Annotated in this window: 22 protein-coding genes and 1 pseudogene; 8 read left to right on the top strand and 15 right to left on the bottom strand. The window is 66.9% G+C overall.

Going from position 1 to position 24,296, the window contains the following annotated elements; translation table 11 throughout:
• Positions 1–2 precede the first annotated feature (2 nt).
• The 3 genes from ACRQ5J_RS02550 to ACRQ5J_RS02540 are packed head-to-tail and all read right to left on the bottom strand — an operon-like array spanning position 3 to position 4,869.
• Positions 3–1,814, bottom strand: coding sequence for a glycoside hydrolase family 15 protein (locus ACRQ5J_RS02550; protein WP_432381012.1), 1,812 nt, complete (start codon positions 1,812–1,814; stop codon positions 3–5).
• Complete coding sequence (otsB, locus tag ACRQ5J_RS02545) at positions 1,811–2,599, bottom strand: trehalose-phosphatase (protein WP_432381011.1); 789 nt, start codon at positions 2,597–2,599, stop codon at positions 1,811–1,813. Before otsB ends, ACRQ5J_RS02550 begins: the two co-directional genes overlap by 4 nt.
• Before the next feature lie 2 nt (positions 2,600–2,601).
• Complete coding sequence (locus ACRQ5J_RS02540; RefSeq protein WP_432381010.1) at positions 2,602–4,869, bottom strand: alpha,alpha-trehalose-phosphate synthase (UDP-forming); 2,268 nt, start codon at positions 4,867–4,869, stop codon at positions 2,602–2,604.
• Positions 4,870–5,065: 196 nt separating this feature from the next.
• Here ACRQ5J_RS02540 and ACRQ5J_RS02535 point away from each other — a divergent pair, with 196 nt between their 5' ends.
• Positions 5,066–5,401 (top strand): hypothetical protein, encoded by a 336-nt coding sequence (locus tag ACRQ5J_RS02535; protein WP_432381009.1) that lies wholly within the window; start codon positions 5,066–5,068, stop codon positions 5,399–5,401.
• A gap of 90 nt (positions 5,402–5,491) precedes the next feature.
• Here ACRQ5J_RS02535 and ACRQ5J_RS02530 read toward each other — a convergent pair whose 3' ends face one another.
• A complete protein-coding gene (locus tag ACRQ5J_RS02530) occupies positions 5,492–6,553 on the bottom strand; it encodes an MBL fold metallo-hydrolase (protein WP_432381008.1) in 1,062 nt (353 codons plus the stop codon).
• Between the two features lie 84 nt (positions 6,554–6,637).
• On the opposite strand from ACRQ5J_RS02530, the gene ACRQ5J_RS02525 reads away from it, so the two are divergent.
• Positions 6,638–7,246 carry a TetR/AcrR family transcriptional regulator gene (locus tag ACRQ5J_RS02525; protein ID WP_432381007.1) on the top strand — a complete coding sequence of 203 codons (609 nt, stop codon included), beginning with the start codon at positions 6,638–6,640 and terminating at the stop codon, positions 7,244–7,246.
• Here the strand turns inward: ACRQ5J_RS02525 and ACRQ5J_RS02520 are convergent.
• On the bottom strand, positions 7,243–8,334 hold the full coding sequence (locus tag ACRQ5J_RS02520) for a WD40/YVTN/BNR-like repeat-containing protein (RefSeq protein ID WP_432381006.1): 1,092 nt from the start codon (positions 8,332–8,334) through the stop codon (positions 7,243–7,245). The genes ACRQ5J_RS02525 and ACRQ5J_RS02520 overlap by 4 nt on opposite strands.
• A 2-nt stretch (positions 8,335–8,336) precedes the next feature.
• The gene (locus ACRQ5J_RS02515; RefSeq protein ID WP_432383572.1) at positions 8,337–8,606 is read right to left on the bottom strand and encodes a MoaD/ThiS family protein; all 270 of its coding nucleotides are present in this window, start codon (positions 8,604–8,606) and stop codon (positions 8,337–8,339) included.
• Positions 8,607–8,667: 61 nt separating this feature from the next.
• Here ACRQ5J_RS02515 and ACRQ5J_RS02510 point away from each other — a divergent pair, with 61 nt between their 5' ends.
• Positions 8,668–8,973 carry a hypothetical protein gene (locus tag ACRQ5J_RS02510; protein WP_432381005.1) on the top strand — a complete coding sequence of 102 codons (306 nt, stop codon included), beginning with the start codon at positions 8,668–8,670 and terminating at the stop codon, positions 8,971–8,973.
• Here the strand turns inward: ACRQ5J_RS02510 and ACRQ5J_RS02505 are convergent.
• Positions 8,970–9,506, bottom strand: coding sequence for a carboxymuconolactone decarboxylase family protein (locus tag ACRQ5J_RS02505; RefSeq protein WP_432381004.1), 537 nt, complete (start codon positions 9,504–9,506; stop codon positions 8,970–8,972). The genes ACRQ5J_RS02510 and ACRQ5J_RS02505 overlap by 4 nt on opposite strands.
• Before the next feature lie 110 nt (positions 9,507–9,616).
• Between ACRQ5J_RS02505 and ACRQ5J_RS02500 the strand changes: the two genes are divergently transcribed.
• Positions 9,617–10,513 carry an AraC family transcriptional regulator gene (locus ACRQ5J_RS02500; protein ID WP_432381003.1) on the top strand — a complete coding sequence of 299 codons (897 nt, stop codon included), beginning with the start codon at positions 9,617–9,619 and terminating at the stop codon, positions 10,511–10,513.
• Here the strand turns inward: ACRQ5J_RS02500 and ACRQ5J_RS02495 are convergent.
• Together ACRQ5J_RS02495 and ACRQ5J_RS02490 are read right to left on the bottom strand one after the other, a co-directional pair.
• A complete protein-coding gene (locus ACRQ5J_RS02495) occupies positions 10,455–10,757 on the bottom strand; it encodes a 2Fe-2S iron-sulfur cluster-binding protein (protein WP_432381002.1) in 303 nt (100 codons plus the stop codon). The genes ACRQ5J_RS02500 and ACRQ5J_RS02495 overlap by 59 nt on opposite strands.
• A 38-nt stretch (positions 10,758–10,795) precedes the next feature.
• Positions 10,796–12,418: a methyl-accepting chemotaxis protein gene (locus ACRQ5J_RS02490; RefSeq protein ID WP_432381001.1), complete on the bottom strand. Its 1,623-nt coding sequence runs from the start codon at positions 12,416–12,418 to the stop codon at positions 10,796–10,798.
• A 241-nt stretch (positions 12,419–12,659) separates the two neighbouring features.
• On the opposite strand from ACRQ5J_RS02490, the gene ACRQ5J_RS02485 reads away from it, so the two are divergent.
• A complete protein-coding gene (locus ACRQ5J_RS02485) occupies positions 12,660–13,505 on the top strand; it encodes an outer envelope protein (RefSeq protein ID WP_432381000.1) in 846 nt (281 codons plus the stop codon).
• Positions 13,506–13,616: 111 nt separating this feature from the next.
• Complete coding sequence (locus tag ACRQ5J_RS02480; protein ID WP_432380999.1) at positions 13,617–14,009, top strand: EF-hand domain-containing protein; 393 nt, start codon at positions 13,617–13,619, stop codon at positions 14,007–14,009.
• A 6-nt stretch (positions 14,010–14,015) separates the two neighbouring features.
• Here the strand turns inward: ACRQ5J_RS02480 and ACRQ5J_RS02475 are convergent, their stop codons facing one another.
• The 5 genes from ACRQ5J_RS02475 to ACRQ5J_RS02455 form a co-directional block, all read right to left on the bottom strand.
• On the bottom strand, positions 14,016–15,206 hold the full coding sequence (locus tag ACRQ5J_RS02475; RefSeq protein ID WP_432380998.1) for a hybrid sensor histidine kinase/response regulator: 1,191 nt from the start codon (positions 15,204–15,206) through the stop codon (positions 14,016–14,018).
• Positions 15,206–15,808 (bottom strand): chemotaxis protein CheB, encoded by a 603-nt coding sequence (locus ACRQ5J_RS02470; protein WP_432380997.1) that lies wholly within the window; start codon positions 15,806–15,808, stop codon positions 15,206–15,208. Before ACRQ5J_RS02470 ends, ACRQ5J_RS02475 begins: the two co-directional genes overlap by 1 nt.
• A 2-nt stretch (positions 15,809–15,810) precedes the next feature.
• Complete coding sequence (locus ACRQ5J_RS02465) at positions 15,811–16,629, bottom strand: CheR family methyltransferase (protein ID WP_432380996.1); 819 nt, start codon at positions 16,627–16,629, stop codon at positions 15,811–15,813.
• A 2-nt stretch (positions 16,630–16,631) separates the two neighbouring features.
• Positions 16,632–20,135 (bottom strand): response regulator, encoded by a 3,504-nt coding sequence (locus ACRQ5J_RS02460; RefSeq protein WP_432380995.1) that lies wholly within the window; start codon positions 20,133–20,135, stop codon positions 16,632–16,634.
• 205 nt (positions 20,136–20,340) lie between these two features.
• A complete protein-coding gene (locus ACRQ5J_RS02455) occupies positions 20,341–21,120 on the bottom strand; it encodes a TauD/TfdA dioxygenase family protein (protein WP_432380994.1) in 780 nt (259 codons plus the stop codon).
• A gap of 113 nt (positions 21,121–21,233) precedes the next feature.
• Between ACRQ5J_RS02455 and ACRQ5J_RS02450 the strand changes: the two genes are divergently transcribed.
• Positions 21,234–22,130 carry a LysR family transcriptional regulator gene (locus ACRQ5J_RS02450; protein WP_432380993.1) on the top strand — a complete coding sequence of 299 codons (897 nt, stop codon included), beginning with the start codon at positions 21,234–21,236 and terminating at the stop codon, positions 22,128–22,130.
• 139 nt (positions 22,131–22,269) lie between these two features.
• Positions 22,270–22,878, top strand: a pseudogene (locus ACRQ5J_RS02445) (PEP_CTERM-anchored TLD domain-containing protein); the annotation flags it as partial.
• A 55-nt stretch (positions 22,879–22,933) separates the two neighbouring features.
• On the opposite strand, the gene ACRQ5J_RS02440 reads toward ACRQ5J_RS02445, so the two are convergent.
• Complete coding sequence (locus ACRQ5J_RS02440) at positions 22,934–24,292, bottom strand: c-type cytochrome (RefSeq protein WP_432380992.1); 1,359 nt, start codon at positions 24,290–24,292, stop codon at positions 22,934–22,936.
• Positions 24,293–24,296: the final 4 nt, after the last annotated feature.

Here is a 24,296-nt window from a genome sequence, read left to right as displayed (position 1 = left end):
GACTATACCACGCTGTCCCACGGCACCGACAGCCGCATGGCGCAGTTAATCAGCCCCACCATCGAATAGGTCTGCGGGAAGTTGCCCCACATTTCCCCGGTCACCGGATGGGTGTCTTCAGACAGCAGGCCCAGATGGTTGCGGGCTTTCAGCATGGTTTCGAAGATGGCGCGCGCCTCATCCTTGCGGCCGATGCGCGCCAGCGCGTCGATGCGCCAGAAGGTGCAGATATTGAAGGCAGTCTCCGGCTTGCCGAAGTCGTCCGGCGCCTCGTAGCGGCGCATATAGGGGCCGTCGCACAGGGTTTCCTCCAGCGCCTTGACGGTGGAGATAAAGCGCGGGTCTTTCGGGTCGATGATGTTGACCTCGGCCATCAGCAACACGCTGGCGTCGAGGTCGCGTCCGCCCAAGCTTTCGGCAAACGCCTGCCGTTCCTCGCTCCACGCGTCGCGCAGCAGCGGCTCGCGGATCTGTTCCGCGCGCTGCTGCCAGTAATCGTGGCGGTCGGGCAGGCCCAGCGTCAGCGCGATCTTGGCGAGGCGGTCGCATGCGGCCCAGCTCATCAGCATCGACGAGGTATGGACGCGCGCGCGCGTGCGCAGTTCCCACATGCCGGCGTCCGGCTGGTCGTGCACGCGGAACGCCTGTTCGCCCACCGCTTCCAGATGGCGGAATTCGGCGATGCCGGCGCGGTTCAGCAGGCGGTGGTCGAGGAAGGCCTGCGCCGCGCCCAGCACCACATTGCCGTACACATCGTGCTGGAAGTGTTCCTGCGCCTGGTTGCCGACCCGCACCGGGCGGTGGCCGCGATAGCCGGGCAGGTTGTCGACCGTCGATTCCGGCAGCAGTTCCTCCAGGCCGATGCCGTACAGCGGCTGGATATGGCCGCCCTTGGAACGCGCCACGATGTTGCTCAGCCAGCGCAGGTATTCCTCCATGGTGCCGACCTCGGACAGGCTGTTGAGCGCACGCACCACGAAGAAGGCGTCGCGCAGCCAGCAGTAGCGGTAGTCCCAGTTGCGCGCGCTGCCGGGCGCCTCCGGCACGCTGGTGGTCATGGCGGCGATGATGGCGCCGGTGTCCTCGTACAGCGACATCTTGAGGGTGATGGCGGCGCGTATCACCACGTCCTGCCATTCATACGGCAGCGCCAGGCGGCGGCTCCAGTTGCGCCAGTAGTTGATGGTTTCCTTCTCGAAGCGGCGGCAGACATCCTCGATGCCGTCGTTCAGCGTTTCATCGGGGCCGAGGGTGAAGTTCAGGCCGCCGTTGACCAGGAACCACGATTCGGACAGCAGGTGGCTGAGCGAGGCGTCGGTGTTCAGGCGCAGCGTCTGTTCCTGGCCGACGTAGCGGATGTGATGGCTGCCGCGCGTGACCACCGGCGCCTCGCTGCCCCAGTTGAAGCGCGGGCGCAGCTTGACGCGGATGCGCACCGCGCTGTTGAGCAGGCGGATGCGGCGGATCAGCATCAGCGGCCGGAACATGCGGTCGCGGCTGGTGAAGCGCGGCGCGAAGTCGCTGATCTCGATGCCGGCGCCGCGCGCGTCGGTCAGGCGGGTGCGCAGCACGGCGGTGTTGGGATCGTAGAACTGCTCGGTCTTGACGCAGTCTTCCAGCTCGATGCTCCAGACACCGCCTTTTTCCGTATCGTCGAGCAGCGCGTTGAACACCGGGTCGCCGTCGAAGCGCGGCAGGCAGCACCAGACGATGCTGCCGCTCTGGTCGACCAGCGCGTTGTACGAGCAGTTGCCGATGACGCCACAGTTGAGCGAGGCTTCGGACGGCAGGGCGGTGGCGGAATTGGCGGTCATGAAAGATCTCCTTGCAGAATGGCGGCTTGCGCCAGCAGCGCATGCAGCGCCTGCGGCTCGGCCACGCGGTGATGGGCGGCGCTGGCGCCGGCGCCGACCTTGACGCCGATGCCGCCGACTTGCTGGGCGTAGATGATGGCCGCTTCATCGGTGGTGTCGTCGCCGAAGAACAGCGGCCGGTGGCCCTTGAATGGCGGCTCTTGCAGGAACGCGGCCAGCACCGCCCCCTTGTCGATGCCGGCCGGCTTCAGCTCCAGCACCATTTTCCCGTGCAGCAGCACGGTGCCGGGACAGGCCGCCTGCGCCGCGCGCATCGCCTGCATGCAGGCCGCCTCCAGCGCGGGCGCCAGCCGGTAGTGCAGCGCCAGCGCGCCGCGTTTTTCTTCCAGCAGCAAGCCGTCGTGGGACGCCACCAGCGGCCGCAGATGCAGCAGGGCCGGGTCCAGCGACGGCGCGCTGGCGTAGTGCCAGACGCCGTTGGCGTCGCGCCGTTCGGCGCCGTGGACGCCGGCCGCCGCCAGCGTCAGCGGCGCCAGCATGGCGTCGATCTGCGCCACCGGGCGGCCGCTGACGATGGCCAGCCGGCCGTCCAGCTGCGCGGCCACCGCCGCCAGCAGCTGCGTCAGGCCGAGGGCGACCACCACCGCTTCCGGGCTCGGCGCCAGATCGACCAGGGTGCCGTCGAAGTCGAGGAACAGCGCGCAGTCGCGCCAGTCGTCCGGCAGCGTGAACGCGCTGGAAGGGCTGGCGTCGGGCTGGCTGGCGCGGGACGGGAAAGCGCTCATGGTCAGCCCACCCGCCGCAGGCCGCCGCGGCTATGGGCGCGGATCTTCTGCATGACTTTTTCCCGCTTGCGCAGCCGCGCCGCGTCCAGCAGCATGTGGCCCGCCCAGCGGTAGACGTTGAAGCGGCGCACGCGGTCGCGCATGGCGCGCATGCGTTCGCGCTGTTCGCTGACCGGCATGGTGAGGCCGCGGTACAGCGCTTCGGCGCCCTGTTCGATGTGGTAAGGATTGATGATCAGCGCCTCGTGCAGTTCGCGCGCGGCGCCGGTGAACTGGCTCAGCACCAGCGCGCCGCCCTCGTCGTCGCGGGCGGCAAGGTATTCCTTGGCCACCAGGTTCATGCCGTCGTGCAGGCTGGTCACCATGCACACTTCGCTGGCGCGGAAATAGCGCTGCAGGTCTTCCTGTTCGTGATGCTCGATCTTGAGGATGATCGGCGGCGCGCCGGCGCCGGCGTAGCGCTCGTTGATGGCGGCCGCCAGCTGGCGCACGCGCTGTTCAAAGCTCATGTACTCCTCCAGGTCGGAGCGGCTAGGCGCGGCGATCTGCACCAGGCTGAAATGGCCGACCATGCCTGGGTGCAGTTGCAGCATCCGTTCTACCGCCTGGAAGCGCTCCAGGATGCCCTTGGTGTAGTCGAGGCGGTCGACGCCAAAGGCCAGCAGGTGGTCCGGCGGCACGCCGAGGTAGTCGCGGATCTCGCGGTGGCACTGTTCCACCGGGGCGATGTCCGGGTAGTCCGGCCAGGCGATCGAAATCGGATAGTCCTCCACCTGCGTCAGCTCGCCGCCGTAGGAAATGGTCGAGGCTTCCTGCTCGATGCGCGTCTCCAGGTAGCGGTCCACGGTGTCGAGGAAGTTCTTGCGGTGGAACGGCGTATGGAAGCCGAGGATGGTGCTGCCCAGCATGCCGTCGAGAATCTCTTCGCGCCATGGGCAAATGCCGAACGATTCCGAGTTCGGCCACGGAATGTGCCAGAAGGTGATGATGGTGGCCTTCGGCAGCGCCTCGCGCACCATGCGCGGCAGCAGCGCGAAGTGATAGTCCTGCACCAGCACCACCGGGTTGTCGCTGCGCGCCTCGGCGATCACGGCGTCGGCGAAGCGGCGGTTGACCTTGACGTATTCGGCCCAGTCGGAGCTGCGGAACACCGGCCGCACGTGGGCGATGTGGCACAGCGGCCACAGGCCTTCGTTGGCGAAGCCGTAGTAGTAGCCCTGCTCTTCCTGCTTGGTCAGCCAGACGCGGCGCAGCGTGTAGCGCGGATTGTCCGGCGGTACCGGCACGTGGTCGTTGCGGTCGACGGTTTCCTTGTCGGCGCTGCCGGCGCCGTGGGCGATCCAGGTGCCGGAGCAGGCCCGCATCACCGCCTCGACGGCGGTCACCAGGCCGCTGGCCGGCCGGCGCACGCGGACGGTGCCGTCGGCCGCGGCGTCGTGAATATACGGTTCGCGGTTGGACACCACCAGCACCTCATCGCCGGCCAGGTCCTGTTGCAGCAGCGACTTGAGTTTTTCCGGCGCCCAGTCGGCCGCGCCGGACTCGCCGCTGCTGCGCTGGCGTTCCTCGTGGTATTCCTCCAGCAGGCCGCGCAGTTCGCCGATCAGCGGGTCCATTTCGGGCGACGCGGCGGCGCTCGGCGCACGGGCGCTGCGGCCCAGTTGGCCGCGCAGCACATCTTTCACGCCGGCCAGCCAGCCGCGCCAGCTCAGGTGCGACACCACCAGCGTCAGCGCCGAGATGGCGACGGCCAGCAGGGCGAAGAAGCCCAGCACGTACTTGGTGGTCTCGGCGCTGCGGCGCTCGATGAAGCTCATGTCATGCACCAGGATCAGGCGGCCAAGCACGTTGGCGTCGTCCTGGATCAGCGTTTCAGCCACATGCACCGGGCCGCGCGGCAGGCGCACCAGCGAGCGGCGCTTGCTGCCGTCGGCCGGTTCGTTCCAGCAGCCCAGCGAGGCCGGGTAGCTGGCGGTCTGGTAACGCAACTGGCCGTTGCTGTCGCAGTAGCCCAGCGCAAACAGGCGCTCGTCCTGCACCGCGCTGTCGAACAGGCGCTTGATGCGTACCCGGTCGTTGGCCTGCACGTATTCGCGCAGCGGCAGTTGCAGCGTCGACGCCAGCAGCTGCGAGCGGTTGTCGAGGTCGCGCACCGACCAGCGCAGGGTCAGGTTGTCCATCAGCGGGACGACGATGTAAGCGAACAGGCTGAGCAGGATGGCCAGCGGCAGGATGAAGCGGAGCGATAATTTGAATGAGCGTGACAGCATGACGGGCTTCCGTAACCTCGAAGCCTTTATTGTTTCATTGCATGCACTTGTTGCAATGTTCGCCAGCGCACGGTGGATGGCAATTTGCTGCATTGCAGCTAACTTTGTCCGGTCCGGCGCGGCGGACCTTGCGTTTTTCGTTTTTCGGGCCTACTCTACAATAAATGAGTGTGCACATCCTGCCTGAAGGAATGCCATGGTGACTTTGTCTGTCAACGCGCTGCAAGCATCGGTTGCACAAGCTGAACGGCAGGTGCAGCAAGACCGCGTGCGCGTCAATCAGGATACGAGCCGGCTGGACGCCAGCCGCGATCAGCTGGCCCAGGACAAGCAGAAGCTGGCGGACAGCCAGCGCGAGAGCGATCAGGCCACGCAGGCGGCTGAAAAACCGCCGCAGACAGTCGACCTCACGCGCGCTATCGAAAGCCCGCCGCGCGCGCAGCAAGTGCTGCCGGCCGAGCTGGCGGCGCCCAAGCCCCAGGTCAACAGCCTGGGACAGACCATCGGCAAGTTCATCAACGTAACCGCCTAGCCTCCCCGTCCTTCCCGCCGCCTCCCCGTCATTCCCGCGCAGGCGGGAATCCATGGACCGCGTGATCACCAGCTCAGCATGGGTTCCCGCCTACGCGGGAACGACGGGGGTGACCAGCGGCTCCCACCAATGCACCTCGGCCTTTGGCTGGCGGATATCCAGCGCCTGGCCGATCGCCGGCGTGGCAATCGGCAGGCGGCGCTCGGCCGCCAGCTGCGTAATCCGGTCAAACGGATCATGCCAGGCGTGCAGCGACAGGTCGAAAGTCCCGTTATGAATCGGCAGCAGCACCTTGCCGCGCAGGTCGATGTGCGCCTGCAAGGATTCCTCCGGCTGCATATGCACGTCCGGCCACTGCGGATCGTAGGCGCCAGTCTCGACCAGGGTAAGGTCGAACGGCCCATAACGCCGGCCGATGTCCTTAAAGCCATCGAAATAGCCGCTATCGCCACTGAAAAACACCCGAACATCGCGGTCCTCGATCACAAACGAAGCCCACAGCGTCTTGTTGCGGTCATGCAGGCCACGGCCGGAAAAGTGCTGGGCCGGCGTCGCCACCAGCTTCACGCCGGCCACATAGGTGGCTTGCCACCAGCTCAGCTGCTGCACCTTCTGCGCCGCTATACCCCAGGCAATCAAGCGGTCGCCGACGCCCAGCGGCGTGATGAAATGCTCGGTCTTGCCGGCCAGCTGCATCACGGCCGCATGGTCGAGATGGTCGTAATGGTCGTGCGACAGGATCACACCCTTGATCGGCGGCAGCTCCTCGATACTGATCGGCGGCTGGTGAAAGCGCTGCGGGCCGGCCCACTGCACCGGCGAGGCGCGCTCGGAAAACACCGGATCGGTCAGCCAGAAATGGCCGTTGAGCTTGAGCAGCACCGTCGAGTGTCCCAAGCGAAACAGGCTGCGATCCGGAGCATCCAGTAACTGCTGCTGCGTGATCGCGTGAACGGGAATCGGAAGCGCCGGCACCGTGTCCTTCGGCTTGTCGAAAGCGAAGCGCAGCATGATGCCCAGCGACTTGAACAAGCCCATCTTCTGCATCCGCACCGGATTGCGGAAACGGCCATTGCGCGCGCGCGGCGCGCTGGGGACCGACAACTCGTCCAGTCGGTCGATGGCGGACTCTGCAATAACGGATGGATGCATGATGGGCTCCCGGATTTAAAATGTACACTACACAGTGTAGTTCTAATTTTTGAAAAAGTAAACCAGGCGGTGTAAAATAAAGCGATGAACGCGCCCCTCAAACTGACCGACCGCAAGCGGCAAGCCATTGTCGACGCCGCCATCGCCGAATTCCGCTCCAGCGGTTTCGACACCACCAGCATGGACAAGATCGCTGCCACGGCCGGCGTTTCCAAGCGCACCGTCTACAACCACTTCCCCAGTAAAGACGAACTGTTCGCGCAAATATTGCATGAGCTGTGGTGCAGCGTCGGCGCCATGCAGCCGCCGCCCTACGACGCGGCGCGGCCGCTGCGCCAGCAATTGCTGGACCTGCTGAACAAGAAGATGGAAATGTTGCAGGACGGGTATTTCCTCGACCTGGCGCGCGTCGCCATCGCCGAGGGCATCCACTCGCCCGAGCGGGCGCAGGAAATGGTGGCCCGCCTCAGCGACAAGGAAGAAGCTGTCACCGCCTGGCTGCGCGCGGCGCAGGCCGACGGCAAGCTGCTCAAGGCCGGCGATCCCGAGATCGCCTCGCAGCTGCTGCAAGGCCAGCTGAAGACCTTTGCGTTCTGGCCGCAAGTGACGATGAACCAGCCGCCGCTCAGCACGGCGATGCAGCGCGCCGTGGTGGACACGGCGATCGATATGTTCCTGGCTTACGCCGGCTAGGCGAAGGCCACCGCGTAAATCGGCGGCAAGGTGGTGGAGATGGTCTGCCACTGGCCGCCGCCGTCCTCGGACAGCCAGGCGCCGCCGGTGGTCGATCCCATCAGCAGCACCTGGCCGTCATCGCTGACCGCCAGCCCGTGCCGGTACACCAGGTCGTAACAATGCTCGTGCGGCAGGCCGCCGCGCCAGGCGACAAAATGCTTGCCGCCGTCGGTGGTGCGCGTGACCGCCAGCGAAGCGTGCGGCGGAATCCGCTTGCTGTCGGCCTCGGCCGGCACGAACCAGGCCGTCTCGCCATCGCGCGGGTGGACCGCCGTGGCGAAGCCGAAACCGGACAGCGGCGCCGGCGGCCGCACCTCGGTCCACAGCGCGCCGTTGTCGACGCTGCGCCAGATGCCGTTGTGATGCTGGCACCACAGCTTGTCCGGCTCGCCGGGACAGCGCACGATGCGGTGCGGGTCCTGCACCGTTTCCGTGCCGGCCAGTTCGGGCGGCATATAGCTTGCCACCATGCTCCTGGCGCGCAGCGACCAGCTGGCGCCGCCGTCGGTGGTCAGCCAGGCGCCGCCGCAGGAAATGCCGACCAGCACGGAATCGCTGTCGCGCGGATCGACACAGATGCTGTGGATGCCCGGCACATCGTAGCCGCCGCCCATCCACTGCGCGCGCTCGGGCACATTCCACAGCGCGTCCACCAGCTGCCAGCTGTCGCCGCGGTCGTTGGAACGGAACAGGCCGCCCGGCAAGGTGCCGGCCCACAGCACGCCCGGCTGCTCCGGCCCGCCGGCCGCCAGCGACCAGATCTGCCGCACCGTCCAGTCGAGCGGATCGCTGCTGCCGGCCGGCTTCAGCGGAAACGCCGGCGCCGCCACTTCGGTCCAGGTCTCGCTGCCCGGGTCGCGGCGGTGCAGCTTGGCGCCGAAATGGCCGAGATTGAGCGCCGCGTACAGCGTGCCGTCGCGCCGGTCCGGCAAGATCATCGACACCGGATCGCCGAGGAAATGCCGCCGGTCCAGCAGCCACGCCTCGTGCGTGCGGTAGATTTCAAACAAACCTTTGCGCGTGGCGAGATAGGCGCGGTCGGACATGGTCAACCTCCTGACAGGGCTTGCAGTATGTACACCTGGGAATCTGGAGCGAGCGCATCGTCAAGCAGCCGGCGATCGCGGCTGCGCTGGCCGTCGATGAAGATGACCACGTTCTCGCGCAGCTGCCCCTGCTCGTCGAGCACGTAGCCGCGCAGCCGGGGATAGTCGGCAAAGCAGGCGTCCAGGGCGCCGCGCAGATCGGTCGCGTCGGTCTCCACGCGCGGCACGGTCATGAAGCGCCCTAGTTGTTGTGTAAAGTTGAGATGCGCCATGCGTCCCGATTCTATGCCGATTGCGGCTAAAATGAAATCGCCGCAACCAATGGAGCAACGCATGTCGATTACGCCGCAAGAGCTGGAACTGTTGATGCAGGAGGTGGAAAAGGAAGACCCGATCGACTTCGCCGACCTGCCGTTTGACGAACACGATCTGCGCGGGCTGATCTCCAACCATCTGTGCGAGATGGCCGATGCGATGGAAAACTTCAGCGACGAGGACAAGCACCTGACCCTGCTGGCCGTGGCCGCCAAGCTGGTGCTGGAAAACATGGTGCTCAACATCCAGCTGCTGCGCCGCCACGGCGTGCCGCTGAGCGACAGCACGGAGGCGCTGTTGCAGCGCCTCCGCAGGAAGGACTAAGCGGCGCGCGGGAAGTCGATCTCGGTCGCGTTGACCCGGTTGAACAGGTTGGTAAAGGTGATGGCGGTGACCGCCAGCAGCGTATCGACAATCTGCGCGTCGCTGTAGCCGGCCGCCTTGACCGCCGCCACCACCTCGGCCGGCACGTCGCCGCTGGTGGTCACCACGCCATGCACGAAGCGCGCCAGCGCATCGAGACGGGCGTCGCCGGACGGCTGGCCGTGGCGCACGCCGAGCATGGCCTCGCCGCTGAGGCCGGCCTTGCCGCCGAGCAGCGTGTGCGCGGCCAGGCAGTAGTCACAGCCGGCGTCCTGGCTGACGGCCAGCTTGACCACCTCGATTTCCTTGGCGCCCAGGCTGCTTTTACGCAGCGCGCCGTCAAGATTCAGCGCGGCTTCCAGCGCCAGCGGGCTGTTGCTGCCGATGCCGAGATAGGCGTTCGGCACCTTGCCGAGCGCGCCCTGGATGGCGCTGAACAGTTGGGCGGCGTGGCCGCTGGCTGCCGAGGCGGGTTGGGTGAACAGGCGGGACATGATGTGTTTCCTTTCAAGTGCGTTGGTATGGAAACAGTGTAGGCGCGCCGGCTGCGATGATGAATAGCCCAGATGCTCTATAATTTGCTCTATCGTCTCATCCGCAAGTTATGGACCCGCTCAGTCATCTGCTCTCGCTGTACCCGGTGCAAACCGCGCTGGACGTGCGCTGCCGCTTTGCCGCGCCGTGGGTACTCGACCACCAAGGCACGCCGCGCGGCGTCGCTCCCTACCATTTGATCGTGCGCGGCGAGGCGCAGGCCGGCGCGCAGATGCTGCAAACCGGCGACATCATCGTCTTCCCGCATGGCGGCGCGCACCGCTTGCATATCGGCGATCCGTCGCTGGCTGCGGCGCCGCGCAGCGCGCCCGGCCTGCTGCGCCTGGCCAGCAACGACGGCGACGGCCCGCAGACCGACATCCTGTGCGGCGAATTCCGCTTCGACGCGGACGGCAGCGCCGGCCTGCTGGCGGCCTTGCCGGAAATGCTGGTGGTGCGCACCTCGGGCCGGCCCGACGCGCAAAGCCTGCGCTACCTGCTGCGCATGTTGCAGGAAGAGGCGGAAGCGCCGCGCGGCGGCTCGGAAGCCATCATCCGCCAGCTGGCCTCGGCGCTGTTCGCGCTGCTGATCCGCACCTGGCTGGAACAGGCGCTGGTGGTGCCCGGCCTGTTCGGCGTGCTGGCCGAGCGGCGCCTGCAAGCGGCCATCCACGGCATGCTGGCCGCGCCGGAAAAACCGTGGACGCTGGAAGAGCTGGCCGACACCAGCCACATGTCGCGCGCCACCTTCGCGCGCCTGTTCAAGCAGGCTGCCAACGCCACGCCGGCCGAAGTGCTGACGCAGCTGCGCATGGCGCGCGCCGCCCGCCTGCTGGACGCCGGCCAGGCGGCCGGCCAGGTCGGCGAAGCGGTCGGTTATCAGTCGGAAGCCGCGTTCAACCGCGCCTTCAAGCGTCAGTACGGCGTGGGTCCGGGCGCTTACCGGCGGCGGGCGCCTGCAGGATGAGGTCGCTCTCGGCGATGGCCACGCACGGCAGGATGTAGCCGTCGCGCTTTTCGTCCGGGCTCAGGCCCGGCCACTCGATCGTGTGGCGCACGATGCCGCTCACGGCCAGGCAAAGGCAGCTGCGGCAGGTGCCGTTGCGGCACGAGCTGGGCAGGCGGATGCCGGCCTTGTCGGCCGCGCGCAGCACCGTGTCCGGCGCCTCGGCCTCGAAACTCCATCCCTGCCCTGCCAGCGTTACCTTCATGCCTGCCGTCCATATCGCCTGTCCAAGGCGATATGCTATCAATGCAGCTGCAACTGCTGCTTGCTGCTCACGGGCGGCCGCGACGGCTGGCCGCCGACCGGCCGCGCGCGCTGGGCGCTGTGGCTCTGCTGCAACTTGAACACGGCAATCGCCTGGCACACCCAGCGCGCCTGCTGCGCCAGGTTGCCGGCCGCCGCAGCCGCCTCCTCGACCAGCGCGGCGTTCTGCTGCGTGATGTCGTCGATCTTGATCACCGCCTCGTTGACCTGGCCGATGCCGGTGCTCTGCTCGCGGGTGGAATCGGAAATCTCGCCCATCACCCTGGACACCCGCGAGACCGATTCGATCACCTCGTTCATGGTGACGCCGGCGCTGTTGGTCAGCGTGGTGCCGGCCTGCACTTTCTGGATCGAGGTGTCGATCAGCTCCTTGATTTCCTTGGCGGCCGTGGCCGAGCGCTGCGCCAGCCCGCGCACCTCGGATGCCACCACCGCGAAGCCGCGCCCCTGCTCGCCGGCGCGCGCCGCTTCCACCGCCGCGTTCAGGGCCAGGATATTGGTCTGGAAGGCGATGCCGTCGATCAGGCCGATGATGTCGAGAATCTTGGCCGACGAGGCGCTGATGTCGCCCATCGTCGTCACCACCTGCGAGACGATGGTGCCGCCCTGCGCCGCCACTTCGCGCGCCCGTTCGGCCAGCTGGTTGGCGCTGGCCACATTGGTGGCGCTCTGCTGCACGGTGGCGGTCAGCTGCTCCATGCTGGACGCCGTCTGTTGCAGGCTGGACGCCTGCGACTCGGTGCGGCCCGACAAATCCATATTGCCGTCGGCGATTTCATCGGTGGCGACCGAGATCTGGTCGAAGTTGGCGCGCACGTCGCCGATGATGCTGTGCAGGTTGATATTGGTCTGGCGTAGCGCCGCCAGCAGCTGGCCGACCTCGTCGTCGCGCTGGATCTCGATGGTGGCGGTGAGGTCGCCGCCGGCCATCATGCGCGCCGCCCTGGTGGCCTGCCGCAGCGGCAGCGCCACGTTCACGTACAGGTTGCGGCCGAAGGCCAGCATGCCCAGCATGGCGACGATGGCGGCGCCGCCCAGCCAGCCGTGCGCGCGGGCGGCGCTGGCGTCGTCCATCAGCAGCAGGGCGACCGCCAGCGCCGCCAGCACCACGGTCAGCAGCGTGGTGGCTGCCGCGATCTGGGTCGGCAGCGAGGTGCTGGTGAGCGCCTTCAGCCGCGCCAGCGGGCCGGTCGACACGGCCCGGCCCTTGACGATGCGCAGGCCGCGCGGATTGCCGTTCTTGATTTCGCGGTACAGCGCGTCGGTTTCGCGCACCTGCTCGCGCGACGGCTTGGTGCGCACCGACAGGTAGCCGACCGGCTTGCCGTTCTCGATCACCGGCGTGACGTTGGCCAGCACCCAGTAGTAGTCGCCGTTCTTGCAGCGGTTCTTCACCAGGCCGGTCCACGGCATGCCATCCTTGATGGTGCGCCACAGGTCGGCGAAGGCTTCCACCGGCATGTCCGGATGGCGCACGATGTTCTGCGGCGCCCCCATCAGCTCTTCCTCGGTGAAGCCGCTGACCTCGATGAAATACGGGTTGGCGTAATTGATATTGCCCTGCAGATCGGTGCTGGAAACGATGGTCTTGCCATCTTCCATGATGTACTCGTTTTGCGTGACCGGGCTGTTTTACTCGCATGACGGCTCCTTGACCAGCTTATTGTAGTTTGTAGGAGGCGAACCGGGGCTTGGGGGCGCCACAGGCGCGCAATGGCCTGTGTACGCAGAATAGAGGCATTTGCCGTGGAAGAAAATCTCCAATTGTCGCAATGCCGCAAATTTAGTGAATGGATACAACAGCTGTCTAGTCAGGTTTAAAATGCCACAAAGGAGACAGCCCATGCCACGCCTGATCCGCCGCAGCGCCATCCTCGCCGCCGCCCTTGCTTGCACCGCACAAGCCGCGGACTGGAGCGACACCGCCCTTAGCTACCGTTATGGCACCCGCTACGCCGAGCCATTCAACCCGCGCGACATCACCAAGCATATCTTCAACTTCAGCCATGTCGCCGGCCACCAGTACGGCAAGAATTTCCTCAGCGTCGACTGCTTGCTGTCGTCGCGCGACGACCCGGCCTCGGCCGACGGCGGCCGCGCGCGCGAGGTCTACCTGGTCTACCGCCACACGCTGGACCTGGGCAAACTGAGCGGCAAGAAACTGGCCTTCGGCAAGGTGCGCGGCGTCGGCGCCAGCGCCGGCCTCGACCTCAACCGCAAGAACGACGCCGGCTACAACTCGCGCAAGCGCATGCTGGTGGCCGGCCCGACGCTGATGCTCGACGTGCCCGGCTTTCTGGACATCAGCCTGCTGGCGATGTGGGAATCGAACGCGCCCAGCAACGACTACAGCGGCCGGGCGACGCCGCGCTACCGCTACCGCACGCACCCGATGCTGAACGCCGCGTGGAATATCCCGTTCCACGCCGGCGTGCCGCTGGAGTTCAGCGGCTACGCCAACCTCATCGGCGCCAAGGGCCGCAACGAGTTCGGCGGCGGCACGGCGCCGGAAACCAATATCGACGCGCAGCTCATGTACGACCTCGGCGCCGCCGCCGGCGCCGGCAAAAACACCTTCAAGGTCGGCGTCGCCTACCAGTACTGGCGCAACAAGTTTGGCAATCCGGGCAAACACCATCCCGGCGCCACGGCGCGCACGCCGATGCTGCGCGCCGAATACCACTTCTGACGTTTCTGTGCGACAGCGAACGCAGGCCGGGCCAAAGCCATTTGCCAAATTCGCGCATTAGGATCAAAGTATCTGTCCACGCCATGCATCCCGTGATGCGGGGAGATAATAATGAAGCTTTTGCAATTAGCGACCATCGCTGCCTGCGCCAGCCTCGCCGGCCCGGCGCTCGCGCAGGCGCCGGACCCGGGCGTATCGCCCGCCGTGCGCGGCGCGCCCGTCTACGAACCGTATATCCCGCCGGCGCTGCGCAAGCCGCTGCGCGACGCCGGTTCGAGCGCGGTGCTGCTGCGCTACCAGCCGATGCAAAAACTGAGAAAACGCTTTGACGCCGCCGACTTCGACGGCAATGGCATGCTGAGCCGCGATGAGGCGCGCAAGGCCGGCCTCACCGTGGTCGACAAGAACTTCGACCACATCGACACCAGCCAGCGCGGCAACGTCAGCTTCGACGACCTGCAAACCTACCTGATGCAGCGCCGCGAGGAGGCGCACTCGCGCTAAGCGCGGTCAAGCCGAGGCCGTCTGCGGCGGGGCGTCGCGGCGCGGCAAGGTCAGGCTGAACACCGATCCCTCGCCGGGCTGGCTGCGCAGCGTCAGGCTGCCCTCGTGCACCTCGGCCAGCTGGCGCGAGATGTATAGGCCCAGCCCCAGGCCGGCCGGCGCATCGCTGCCGACGCCGCGTTCATACGGTTCGAAAATCTTGGCCTGGTTTTCCGGCGCGATGCCGGGGCCGCAGTCGCGCACATCGACGCGCGCCCAGTCCTGCTCCACCGTCAGGGTCACGCTGACCGGCTGCTGGCAGCCGTAGCGCATGGCGTTGGTCAGCAGGTTGACCACGATCTGCTCGATGCGGAACTCGTCCCACCAGCCGCTGACCGGCGTGCCGGCGTCCAGCGTGATGCTGGTGCCGGCGGTGCTGGCCTGCGGCGTCAGGTCGTGCACCACGCGCCGCAGCAGGCCCGACAGCTCGACCCAGCCCGGCCGCAGCGACAGCTTGCCGCTGCGGATGCGCGACACGTCCAGCATGTCGTCGATCAGGCGGATGATGCTCTGGATCTGGCGGTCGTCGCGCGCCACCATGCGCTGCAGCTGCTCGGCGCCGAAGGCGGCCATGTTGCCGCGTTCGAGCTGCATCTTGCGCAACTGGGTTTCGAGATACAAGGTATTGAGCGGCGTGCGCATCTCGTGCGACACCATCGACATGAATTCGTCGCGCATCGACAGCGCCCGTTCCAGCTGCGCCTGCATGGCGGCCTGCTTTTGCTGCGCCGCCTCCAGCGCCTCGACCTGGCGCCGCATCGCCTCGCGCGCCTCGTACAGCGCCACGAACACCTGCACCTTGCCCTTCACCGCGCGCGGGTCGAGCGGCTTGTACAGCACGTCCACCGCGCCCGCCTCGTAGCCCTTGAACGAGTAGTTCAGCTCCTTGCCGGCGGCGGTGACGAAGACGATCGGGATCTGCCGCGTCTTCTCGGTGCCGCGCATCAGCTCGGCCAGTTCAAAGCCGTCCATGCCCGGCATCTGCACATCGAGGAAGGCCATGGCGAAGTCGTGCTGCAACAGCAGCGCCAGCGCCTCGTCGCCGGAGCCGGCCTGGAACACTTCGCGCCCGTCGCCGCGAATCAGCGCGTTCAGCGCTTGCAGGTTCTCCGGCAGATCGTCGACGATCAGCAGCTTGGTGGGGGATGCGTCTTGCATTAATTATTCTCCAGCATCATCAACAGAGTGTGTATCTCATCCAGCGGCAGCACCAGGTCCGGCGCCCGCAGGCGGATCGCCTCCTGCGGCATGGTCGGCACCTCGGCCTCGCGCGGGTCTTGCACCACGGTCAGGCCGCCGGCCGCGCCGATGGCCGCCAGGCCGGCCGCGCCGTCGTGGTTGGCGCCGGTCAGCAGGATGCCGGCCAGCGCCGGGCCGTAGGCGTCGGCCGCCGATTCCATCAAAAAATCGATCGCCGGCCGGGCAAAATGCAGCGGCGCCTCGCAGCTCAACGAGAAGCTGCGATCGCGCTCTACCGAGAGATGGTAGCCCGAACCGGCAAAATACAGCGTCCCGGACGCCACATCTTCCTTGTCGCGCGCCTCGCGTACAGGCAGCTTCATGCGCTGCTGGAACACCCCGGCCAGATGGCTCTGGCGCCCGTCCGGAATGTGCAGCACCGCCACCATCGCGCAATGGTAGCCGGCCGGCAGCCCCGGCAACAGGCGCAGCAGCGCGCCGACGCCGCCGGCCGAGGCGCCGATGACCACCGCCTCGATCGCGCGGCCAGCCAGCGCCGCCTGGATGTGGGAGCTGTCCATGCTCAACGCTTGCGGAACAGGCGCTCGCGCTTGAGCACCGGCTCAAAGCGCGGCCCGTAGGCGGAAAAGTCGATGCTCTCCTTGCTGCCCAGGCCGAGGAAGCCGCGATGGCACAGCGACTCGTGGAACAGGCCGAAGGCGCGCTCCTGCAGCTTCTTCTTGAAGTAGATCATCACGTTGCGGCAGCTGATCAGGTGCGTCTCGGCAAACACGGCGTCGGTCGCCAGGCTGTGGTCGGCGAAGGTGACGTTCTCGCACAGCGACTTGTCGAACAGCGCGGCGTTGTAGGCGGCCGTGTAGTAGTCGGAGAAGCTGCGCAGGCCGCCGGCCTGCTGGTAGTTCTGCGTGTACTCGCGCATCGCCTCCAGCGGGAACAGGCCCTGGCGCGCCTTGTCCAGCGACTGCGGGTTGATGTCGGTGGCGTAGATCATGCTGCGTTCCAGCAAGCCCTCCTCCTTGAGCAGGATGGCCATCGAATACACTTCCTCGCCGGTGCTGCAGCCGGCGATCCAGATCTTCAGCGACGGATAGGTGCGCAGCACCGGCACCACGTGCTCGCGCAGCGCGGCGTAGTAGCTCGGGTCGCGGAACATCGAGGTCACCGGTATCGTCAGGTATTGCAGCAGCTGGCTGAAGGCGGCGGGCTCGTGGATGATGCGGGCCTGCAGCGCCGAAATGCTGTCGCACTCCATCTCGCGCATCGCGTGCAGCACGCGGCGCTTTTGCGAGGCGCCGGTGTAGTCGCGGAAATCGTAGCTGTACTTCATGTAGATCGCCTCGATCAGCATCCTCAGCTCGATATCGGTGTCGCTGTGCTGCATGGTCAGCTCCGTTCGCTGTTCGGCATCCACACGCGCAGCAGCGAGTACAGGCGCGACAGGTCGATCGGCTTGGCCAGGTAATCGCTGGCGCCGGCCGCCAGGCACTGCTCCTGGTCGTCCTTCATGGCCTTGGCGGTGATGGCGATCACCGGCAGGCGCGCGAAGCGCGGGTCTGCACGCAGGCGGCGCGTGGCTTCCAGCCCGTCCATGCCCGGCATCATCACGTCCATCAGCACCAGGTCGATGTCGGCCACGGTGTCGAGTTTTTCCAGCGCCTCGTAGCCGTTGCGGCCCACTTCCACCAGCGCGCCCTTCTGCTCCAGCGCGCTGGTCAGCGCGAAGATGTTGCGCACGTCGTCATCGACCAGCAGGATGCGGCGGCCTTCGAACACGCGGTCGCGCGAGCGCACCGTCTTCAGCATGCGCTGGCGTTCGCTCGACAGGTCGGCCTCGACCTTGTGCAGGAACAGCGTCACCTCGTCCAGCAGGCGCTCCGGCGAGCGCGCGCCCTTGATGATGATCGAGCGCGAGTACTTGTGCAGGTCGGCCTCCTCGGCGCGCGACAGGTTGCGGCCGGTGTAGACGATCACCGGCGGGAACGCCGCCAGCGACTCGCCAGCCATCCGTTGCAGCAGCTCGTTGCCCTGCATGTCAGGCAGCTTGAGGTCGATGATCATGCAGTCGTAGATGGTGGTGCGCAGCAGCGCCAGCGCTTCCTCGCCGCTGCCGACCGCGACGATTTCGACGTCGTCGTCCGAGATCAGCTGCACCACGCTGTCGCGCTGGCGGTCGTCGTCCTCGACCAGCAGCACGCGCTTGATCTTCTGCGTCAGCTTGGCCTCGATGCGGCGGAACACGTCCATCAGCTGCTCGCGCGTGGTCGGTTTCAGCGCATAGCCGATGGCGCCCAGGTGCAGCGCGGCCTCGCCGTTTTCCGAGCCGGACACCACGTGCACCGGGATGTGGCGGGTTTGCGCGTCGTCCTTCAGCAATTGCAGCACCGACAGGCCGGAGCGGTCCGGCAGGCGGATGTCGAGCAGCACCGCGTCCGGCTTGAACTCGCGCGCCAGCGCCAACCCCTCGTCGGCGTCGAACGCCACCAGGCACTGGTACTGCTTCTCGTGCGCCAGGTCGTACAGGATGCGGGCGAACGGCGCGTCGTCCTCGACCACCAGCACCAGGCGGCCGCGCGGCGTCGCACCGTCCTGCAACTGCGCGCGGTCGTCGTCGAAGGCGCGCGGCGCCGGCACGGTCGGCGCCGGCGCCGGCGCCGCCACTTCGGGCAGCGGCGCCTTGAGGATTTCCACGGCGGCGGTAGTGTCGCCGCTGGTCGAGCTGCCGGCGCGCGGCCCCGGCTCCGGCGCGGTCCACGCCAGCGGCAGCGTCAGCGTGAAGCAGCTGCCCTTGCCCGGCTCGCTGACCAGGCTGATGGTGCCGCCCAGCAGCTGCGCCAGGTCGCGCGAGATCGACAAGCCGAGGCCGGTGCCGCCGTACTTGCGGCTGGTGGTGCCGTCGGCTTGCTGGAAGGCGTTGAAGATGCCCTGCTGGTCCTCGGCGCGGATGCCGATGCCGGTGTCCTGCACCGCGAACGCCACCTGGCCGGGGCCGCCCGGCTGGGCCGTCAGCGTGATCTGGCCGGCGCTGGTGAACTTGAGCGCGTTCGACAGCAGGTTTTTCAGGATCTGCTCCAGGCGCTGGCGGTCGCTGACCATGTGCTCGGCCAGGCCGTCGGCCACCTGCAACTGGAACGCCAGCTTCTTCTGCTGCGCCAGCGGCTGGAACACCATGGCCATGCCTTCGACCACGTGGCGCACCGACAGGTTTTCCGGCACCAGGTCCAGCTTGCCTGCCTCGACCTTGGAAATGTCGAGGATGTCGTTGATCAGGTTAAGCAGGTCGTTGCCGGCCGAGTAGATGGTGTTGGCGAAGCGCACCTGTTCATCGTTGAGGTTGCCGTTGCCGTTCTCGGCCAGCAGCTTGGCCAGGATCAGCGAGCTGTTCAGCGGCGTGCGCAGCTCGTGCGACATATTCGCCAGGAACTGCGATTTGTACTGGCTGGCGCGCTCCAGGTCGCGCGCGCGCTCTTCCAGGTCCAGCTGCGCCTTGGTCAGCTCGGCGTTTTTCTGGTCCAGCGCCAGGCCCTGCTCGGCCAGCTGCTCGTTGGTCTGCTCCAGCTCGGCCTTCTGGTTCTCCAGGCTGGCCTGCGACTCTTCCAGCACGCGCGACTGTTCTTCCAGTTCCTCGTTGGCGGTGCGCAGTTCCTCCTGCTGCACCTGCAGTTCCTCGTTCAGCTGCTGGGTCTCGGCCAGCACTTCCTGCAGGCGCTGGCGCGAGTTGCTGGCTTCGATGGCGCTGCCGATATTGCTCTTCACCAGCGTCAGCAGATCGATATCGCGCTCGGCGATCGGGCGCAGCAGGCCCAGCTCGATGACGCCGTTGACGTCGCCGTCGCTGTCGACCGGCGCCAGCAGCACGCTGGCCGGCGCGCCACCGCCGAGGCCGGAGGCGACGCGGATGTAATCGGCCGGCAGCGGCTCCAGGCGGATCACGCGGCGCTCCAGCGCCGCCTGCGCCACCAGGCTCTCGGCCGGCTTGAACTGCTGGTCGCGCTGCTCCCACTCGTCGCTGAAGCCGTAGGAGGCGACGCGGCGGAAGCTGCCATCCGGCGCGCGCAGGTACAGCGCGCCGACCACCACGCCCATGTAGCGCGCCAGGAATTGCAGCAGCGCCTGCGACAGCTGCGGCAGCGCCATCTGGCCGATGCCCTGCTGCGCCAGCTCGCTCTGGCCGGTGCGCAGCCAGGCCTGCTGCTGCAGCAGCCTGGCGTGCTCGGCGTGGTCGTCCAGCGCGCGGGTGTACACGCGCGACAGGCCGGTCAGCTCGCGGCGGCCGAACCAGGCCAGCACGCCGCCGACGCCCAGCGTCAGGATCAGGTACACCACCGCCACCCAGGTGGTGACGGTGCGCGATTCATCGTTGCGCTCCTGGCGCATGCGGATTTCGGTGTTGACGAACAGTTCCAGCTGGCGCCGGATCTCGTCGAACTGCGCCTTGCCGCGCGCGGTCTTGATCGGGCCGGTGACGTCGCCGTTGGCGGTGCGCAGGCGTATCATTTCCTGCGCATACAGGTCCCACTGCTGCTGCTGGTACTTGATGGTGCGCAGCCGGTCCACCTGGGTCGGGTTATCCTTGACCAGCAGCATCAGGCCGTCGATATTGGCGGCCACGCGCGGCTTGGCGGCGATGTAGGGCTGCAAAAACGACTCGTCGCCGGCCAGCAGGTAGCCGCGCATGCCGGTTTCCATGTCGACCATTTCCTTGCCGATCTGGTTGGCGTTGCCGATCACCCGTTCGCTGTGTTCGACCCAGTTCATCGTCGTGATCAAATAAGCAAGCAAAATCACGAACACGCCGGCGCTGACGACGCCGGCAGCCAACGGCAAAGTGACGTTACGAACCAGGATGCGACGGAAGCCGCGGTCGTCCAGCATGGTGGAATTTGGCATGGTCTGGGCCAGATCAACTTGAGAAGCGAGAAGTTTATCTCAAACACAAGCTTTACAAGACCTCATTTCAATCGTGCGTGGGAGAAATAACATATCCCCGGGTGCAAACCTGCCCGTCATTCCCGCGCAGGCGGGAATCCATGCTGAGTTGGCCTTGACGCGTTCTATGGATTCCCGCCTGCGCGGGAATGACGGCGGTGGGTCGCTATGCTGCTTTCAGCCCGGCGTCGTGCCAGATGACGCCATCGGCGCGGACAGTGGTGCGGTTCAGCACGCGGCGAGTCTGCGGCGTGATCGGCGTCGCCTTATGGCCCACGCGCAGGTTATCGGCCACCACCACGTCACCGGGCAGCCAGTGGTGGCGATAAGTAGCGCCGTCACGCGAGTAATGACGGTCGACCGCATCCATCAGCGCGCGCGAATGCTCGGGGCTGTGGCCCAGCACGCCGGCGGTGAGGCCGATGTTCAGGTACAGCGCCGGCACGCCGGTCTGTGGATGCCTGAGCACCAGCGGGTGTACCACGCCGTTGCGGTGCGCCGTGTTCAGGCCGTCAAATTCCCGCTGTATCTCCGGCTGCAACTGCGCATACGCCTGTTGCAGGTCGGTGAACAGCGTATCGCCGCCCTCCGCCGACTGCACTTCGGAATACCAGATGCTGATCGGCGTCGGGTCGGCGCGGAACGAGCCGTCCGAGTGCCAGTAGCGGCCGACCTCGACATGGCCATCCTCCGGCCGGCTGGCAACCCGGAAAATCTCCGGCCACGCTTCCAGCTGCCCGCGCATGGTCGGAAAAGTCTCCAGGCTGCCGAACAGCTGGCTGGCGCTCACCTGATCGCGCGGCGAAAACGACTGGCCGCGGATCACCAGCATGCCATATTGCAGTAGCGCGGCGCGCAGCTGTTCTGCCATGCTGTCGTCTGCCTGGCGCAAGTCGGCGCCGGTGACTTCAGCGCCAAAGCCAAGTGAAAGTGGGGTGATGTTCATACTAAGCTCCTAAGCATTTGAGTATGAATTCACTATAATCCCGGCATCATGTGCTGATAATATAGGCAAATTTGCATACACCTTTGCGCAGGACGCAACGCAGGACGCAACTCATGGACCGTTTCGCCGAACTCAAAGCCTTTTGCCTGGTGGCCAGCAATGGCGGCTTTTCCGCCGCCGCGCGTCAGCTCGGCGTGGCCACCTCGTCGGTGACGCGGCTGGTGGACGCGCTGGAGCAGCGCCTCGGCGCGCCGCTGCTGAACCGCTCGACCCGCAGCACCACGCTGACCGACAGCGGCCGCGCCTATTTCGAGCACGCCACGCAAATCCTGGCCGCGCTGGACCAGGCCGATGATGCGGCCGCCGGACGCGACGCCGAACCGGCCGGCGTGCTGCGCATCGCCGCGCCGGTCACGCTGGCCATCCGCTACATCGCGCCGCTGCTGCCCGAGCTGGCGCGGCGTCATCCGCGGCTGGAACTGGATATGCGGCTCAGCGACGCGATCACGCACATGGTCGACGAGGCGATCGATGTCGCCATCCGCATCGGCACGCCGGAGCGGCAGCCCAACCTGATCGCCCGCAAGCTAGCCGGACACAAGCGGCACATCGTCGCCAGCCCGGCGTACCTGGCAGCGCACGGCACGCCGCAAACGCCGGATGAGCTGCGGCGGCACAACTGCCTGGCGTTCGCCTATGGCGCCGGCCGTCCCACATGGCGGCTGCGCCGGGCGGACCTCGCCACCGAGATCGACATCGGCGGCAGCCTGCACGTCAACAATTCGGAAATGCTGCGGCAGGCGGCGCTGGGCGGCGTCGGCCTCGCGCTGCTGGCGGAATGGCTGATCCAGGACGACCTGGCTGCAGGGCGCTTGCTGCCCGTGCTGGGCGAATACCAGGCCAATCCGGGCGAAATGGATGTCGGCATCTACGCCGTCTATCCGGCCAGCCGGCGCGGCGCTTCCAAGATTCGCGTGTTCACCGACATGCTGGCAGCGGCGCTCGAATAAGTTCCGCCCATCCGCAGCGCCGTTGAGCGGCATCACGCACCGCGCACACCGCCGCCCCGCGCCGCACGCCGCGTCCTAAAATGCCGCTCGACGTCTCGCCCGCCGCAGGGCGGGCGGCGGCGCGACGATCGGGGGCATCATGAATAAGCTGCTGGCAATCACCCTGCTCCTCGTGTCGGCGTGGACGCACGCTGGCGTCATCGTCGGCGGCTCGCAGTTGCTGGACGCCGGCCATCTCGGCAAGCTGGAAAGCTGGCTTGGCCACGGCGGCCTGACGCTCACCAACATCTGCACCCGCGCTGCCGGCGACACCGGCATCGACTTCCACGCGGCGGCCGACCACCAGGGCGCAAGCTTCGCCATCATGAGCGCGCGCGCCGGCGACGGCAGCTGGAAAACCATCGGCGGCTACAACCCGCAAAGCTGGGACAGCAGCAACAGCGCCCACTACAGCGCCGATCCCGGCGACTGGACCGCCTTCATCTTCAACCTCAGCGACACCGTGCTGTGGCGCCAGAGCGGTCCGGTGCAAACCTACAACCGCTATTTCGACGGCCCCACTTTCGGCGCGCCGCCATTGGGTCCGGACCTCGGCGTCAATGCCGACCTGTCGCAGGTGTTTTCATTGGGGGGATGGTCGTACGGCGGCATCGGCAACCGCCAGCGTTCCATCGTGGACGGCACGCTCAACGCGGCCAATATGGAACTGGCCGCGCTGGAAGTGTTCACCGTCAGCGCGACCGCCGTGCCCGAGCCGCCGCCAGCGTTGCTGCTGCTGGCGGGGCTGGGCACGATGCTACTGCTTACTGCTTCACGACATGCCTGGCTTCAGCATCGATCTGCTTGCGGATCTTCGCCACCTGGCCGGCATCGGCCGCCGGCGCCTGGTTGCCCCAGCTCTGACGCACAAAGGTCACCAGCTGCGCGGTTTCCTCATCCGACAAGCGCCATGCGAAGCCCGGCATGCCCAGGTCCGACGGCGCGCCCTTGGTCGACGGCAGCTTGCTGCCCGCCAGAATCAGGCGGATCAGCGAGGTCGGGTCGTCCGACAGCACCGACGGATTGCCCGCCAGCGCCGGGAACACCTTGCCGTTGGACACCGCATCGGTGCGGTGGCAGGCCGCGCAGTTGTCGAGATACAGCTGCGCGCCGCGGTTCTCCTCGCGGCCGGCGCGCAGCGCCTGCGCGGTCGCATCGCTGGCCGCATAGCGCGCCTTCTCGTCCGGTCCCGGCGTCAGCGACTTCAGATAGACCGCCATCGCCTTCAGATCCTCCGGCGTCATCTCCTGCGTGCTGTGGGACACCACGTCGGCCATCGGCGAGCCGACCACCGCCGAATGGGCGTTACGCGCCTTGCTCAGCGTATCGACGATGTCCTGCTCGGTCCAGCGGCCCAGGCCACCGGCCGGATTGCTGCGCAGGTTGACCGCCAGCCAGCCGTCGATCACCGGACCGCCGGACAGGTACAGCGGATCGGACTCGTCCTGCGCCAGTTCCTGCATGGTGGCCGCGCGCGGCGTATGGCAGGCGCCGCAGTGGCCCAGCGACTGCACCAGGTAGGCGCCGCGCGCCAGCGCCTCGCCCTGGTACTTGCTGAGCACCAGTGGCTCGACCGGCGGCGCGTAGGTCTTGCGCCAGATCGCCAGCGGCCAGTTGATCGACAGCGGCCAGCTGATCTCGTGCCCCTTGTTCGGCGCCGCCACCGGCTGCACGCCGTGCATGAAGTAGGCGTACAGCGCGCGCAGGTCGTCGTCCGTCACCTTGGCGTAGGACGGATACGGCATGGCCGGATACAGCGTGTTGCCCGACGGCGCAATGCCGTGGCGAACGGCGCGGTCGAAGTCGTTCAGGCTGTAGTTGCCGATGCCGCTCTGCTTGTCCGGCGTGATGTTGGAACTGTAGATGGCGCCGATCGGCGTGGCCATCGACAAGCCGCCGGCAAACTGCTTGCCGCCCGGCGCCGTGTGGCATGCCACGCAGTCCGCCGCCACCGCCAGGTAGCGGCCCTTCTCGATCAGTTGCGCATCCGGCGCCGCCAGGTTGAGCGCGCCGGGACCGATATCCCTGGTCGCGCTCGCCTGCGAACCATAGACAAACGCCCCCGCCACAGCCACTGCCACCACACCGGCGACGACCAGCAAACCTTTTTTCACATTGTTCATGTCG

This window comes from Duganella sp. P38 (genome assembly GCF_050859475.1).
GTDB lineage: Bacteria > Pseudomonadota > Gammaproteobacteria > Burkholderiales > Burkholderiaceae_D > Rugamonas.
Note: the sequence above shows the minus strand (reverse complement) of the source record. Positions and strands in the feature narration are given on the sequence as shown.

Excerpts from the sequence above, each read along its gene's own strand:
- ACRQ5J_RS02550 (WP_432381012.1), bottom strand. The coding sequence starts at position 1,814 with ATGACCGCCAATTCCGCCACCGCCCTGCCGTCCGAAGCCTCGCTCAAC.
- otsB (WP_432381011.1), bottom strand. The coding sequence starts at position 2,599 with ATGAGCGCTTTCCCGTCCCGCGCCAGCCAGCCCGACGCCAGCCCTTCC.
- ACRQ5J_RS02540 (WP_432381010.1), bottom strand. The coding sequence starts at position 4,869 with ATGCTGTCACGCTCATTCAAATTATCGCTCCGCTTCATCCTGCCGCTG.
- ACRQ5J_RS02535 (WP_432381009.1), top strand. The coding sequence starts at position 5,066 with ATGGTGACTTTGTCTGTCAACGCGCTGCAAGCATCGGTTGCACAAGCT.
- ACRQ5J_RS02530 (WP_432381008.1), bottom strand. The coding sequence starts at position 6,553 with ATGCATCCATCCGTTATTGCAGAGTCCGCCATCGACCGACTGGACGAG.
- ACRQ5J_RS02525 (WP_432381007.1), top strand. The coding sequence starts at position 6,638 with ATGAACGCGCCCCTCAAACTGACCGACCGCAAGCGGCAAGCCATTGTC.
- ACRQ5J_RS02520 (WP_432381006.1), bottom strand. The coding sequence starts at position 8,334 with ATGTCCGACCGCGCCTATCTCGCCACGCGCAAAGGTTTGTTTGAAATC.
- ACRQ5J_RS02515 (WP_432383572.1), bottom strand. The coding sequence starts at position 8,606 with ATGGCGCATCTCAACTTTACACAACAACTAGGGCGCTTCATGACCGTG.
- ACRQ5J_RS02510 (WP_432381005.1), top strand. The coding sequence starts at position 8,668 with ATGTCGATTACGCCGCAAGAGCTGGAACTGTTGATGCAGGAGGTGGAA.
- ACRQ5J_RS02505 (WP_432381004.1), bottom strand. The coding sequence starts at position 9,506 with ATGTCCCGCCTGTTCACCCAACCCGCCTCGGCAGCCAGCGGCCACGCC.
- ACRQ5J_RS02500 (WP_432381003.1), top strand. The coding sequence starts at position 9,617 with ATGGACCCGCTCAGTCATCTGCTCTCGCTGTACCCGGTGCAAACCGCG.
- ACRQ5J_RS02495 (WP_432381002.1), bottom strand. The coding sequence starts at position 10,757 with ATGAAGGTAACGCTGGCAGGGCAGGGATGGAGTTTCGAGGCCGAGGCG.
- ACRQ5J_RS02490 (WP_432381001.1), bottom strand. The coding sequence starts at position 12,418 with ATGGAAGATGGCAAGACCATCGTTTCCAGCACCGATCTGCAGGGCAAT.
- ACRQ5J_RS02485 (WP_432381000.1), top strand. The coding sequence starts at position 12,660 with ATGCCACGCCTGATCCGCCGCAGCGCCATCCTCGCCGCCGCCCTTGCT.
- ACRQ5J_RS02480 (WP_432380999.1), top strand. The coding sequence starts at position 13,617 with ATGAAGCTTTTGCAATTAGCGACCATCGCTGCCTGCGCCAGCCTCGCC.
- ACRQ5J_RS02475 (WP_432380998.1), bottom strand. The coding sequence starts at position 15,206 with ATGCAAGACGCATCCCCCACCAAGCTGCTGATCGTCGACGATCTGCCG.
- ACRQ5J_RS02470 (WP_432380997.1), bottom strand. The coding sequence starts at position 15,808 with ATGGACAGCTCCCACATCCAGGCGGCGCTGGCTGGCCGCGCGATCGAG.
- ACRQ5J_RS02465 (WP_432380996.1), bottom strand. The coding sequence starts at position 16,629 with ATGCAGCACAGCGACACCGATATCGAGCTGAGGATGCTGATCGAGGCG.
- ACRQ5J_RS02460 (WP_432380995.1), bottom strand. The coding sequence starts at position 20,135 with ATGCCAAATTCCACCATGCTGGACGACCGCGGCTTCCGTCGCATCCTG.
- ACRQ5J_RS02455 (WP_432380994.1), bottom strand. The coding sequence starts at position 21,120 with ATGAACATCACCCCACTTTCACTTGGCTTTGGCGCTGAAGTCACCGGC.
- ACRQ5J_RS02450 (WP_432380993.1), top strand. The coding sequence starts at position 21,234 with ATGGACCGTTTCGCCGAACTCAAAGCCTTTTGCCTGGTGGCCAGCAAT.
- ACRQ5J_RS02440 (WP_432380992.1), bottom strand. The coding sequence starts at position 24,292 with ATGAACAATGTGAAAAAAGGTTTGCTGGTCGTCGCCGGTGTGGTGGCA.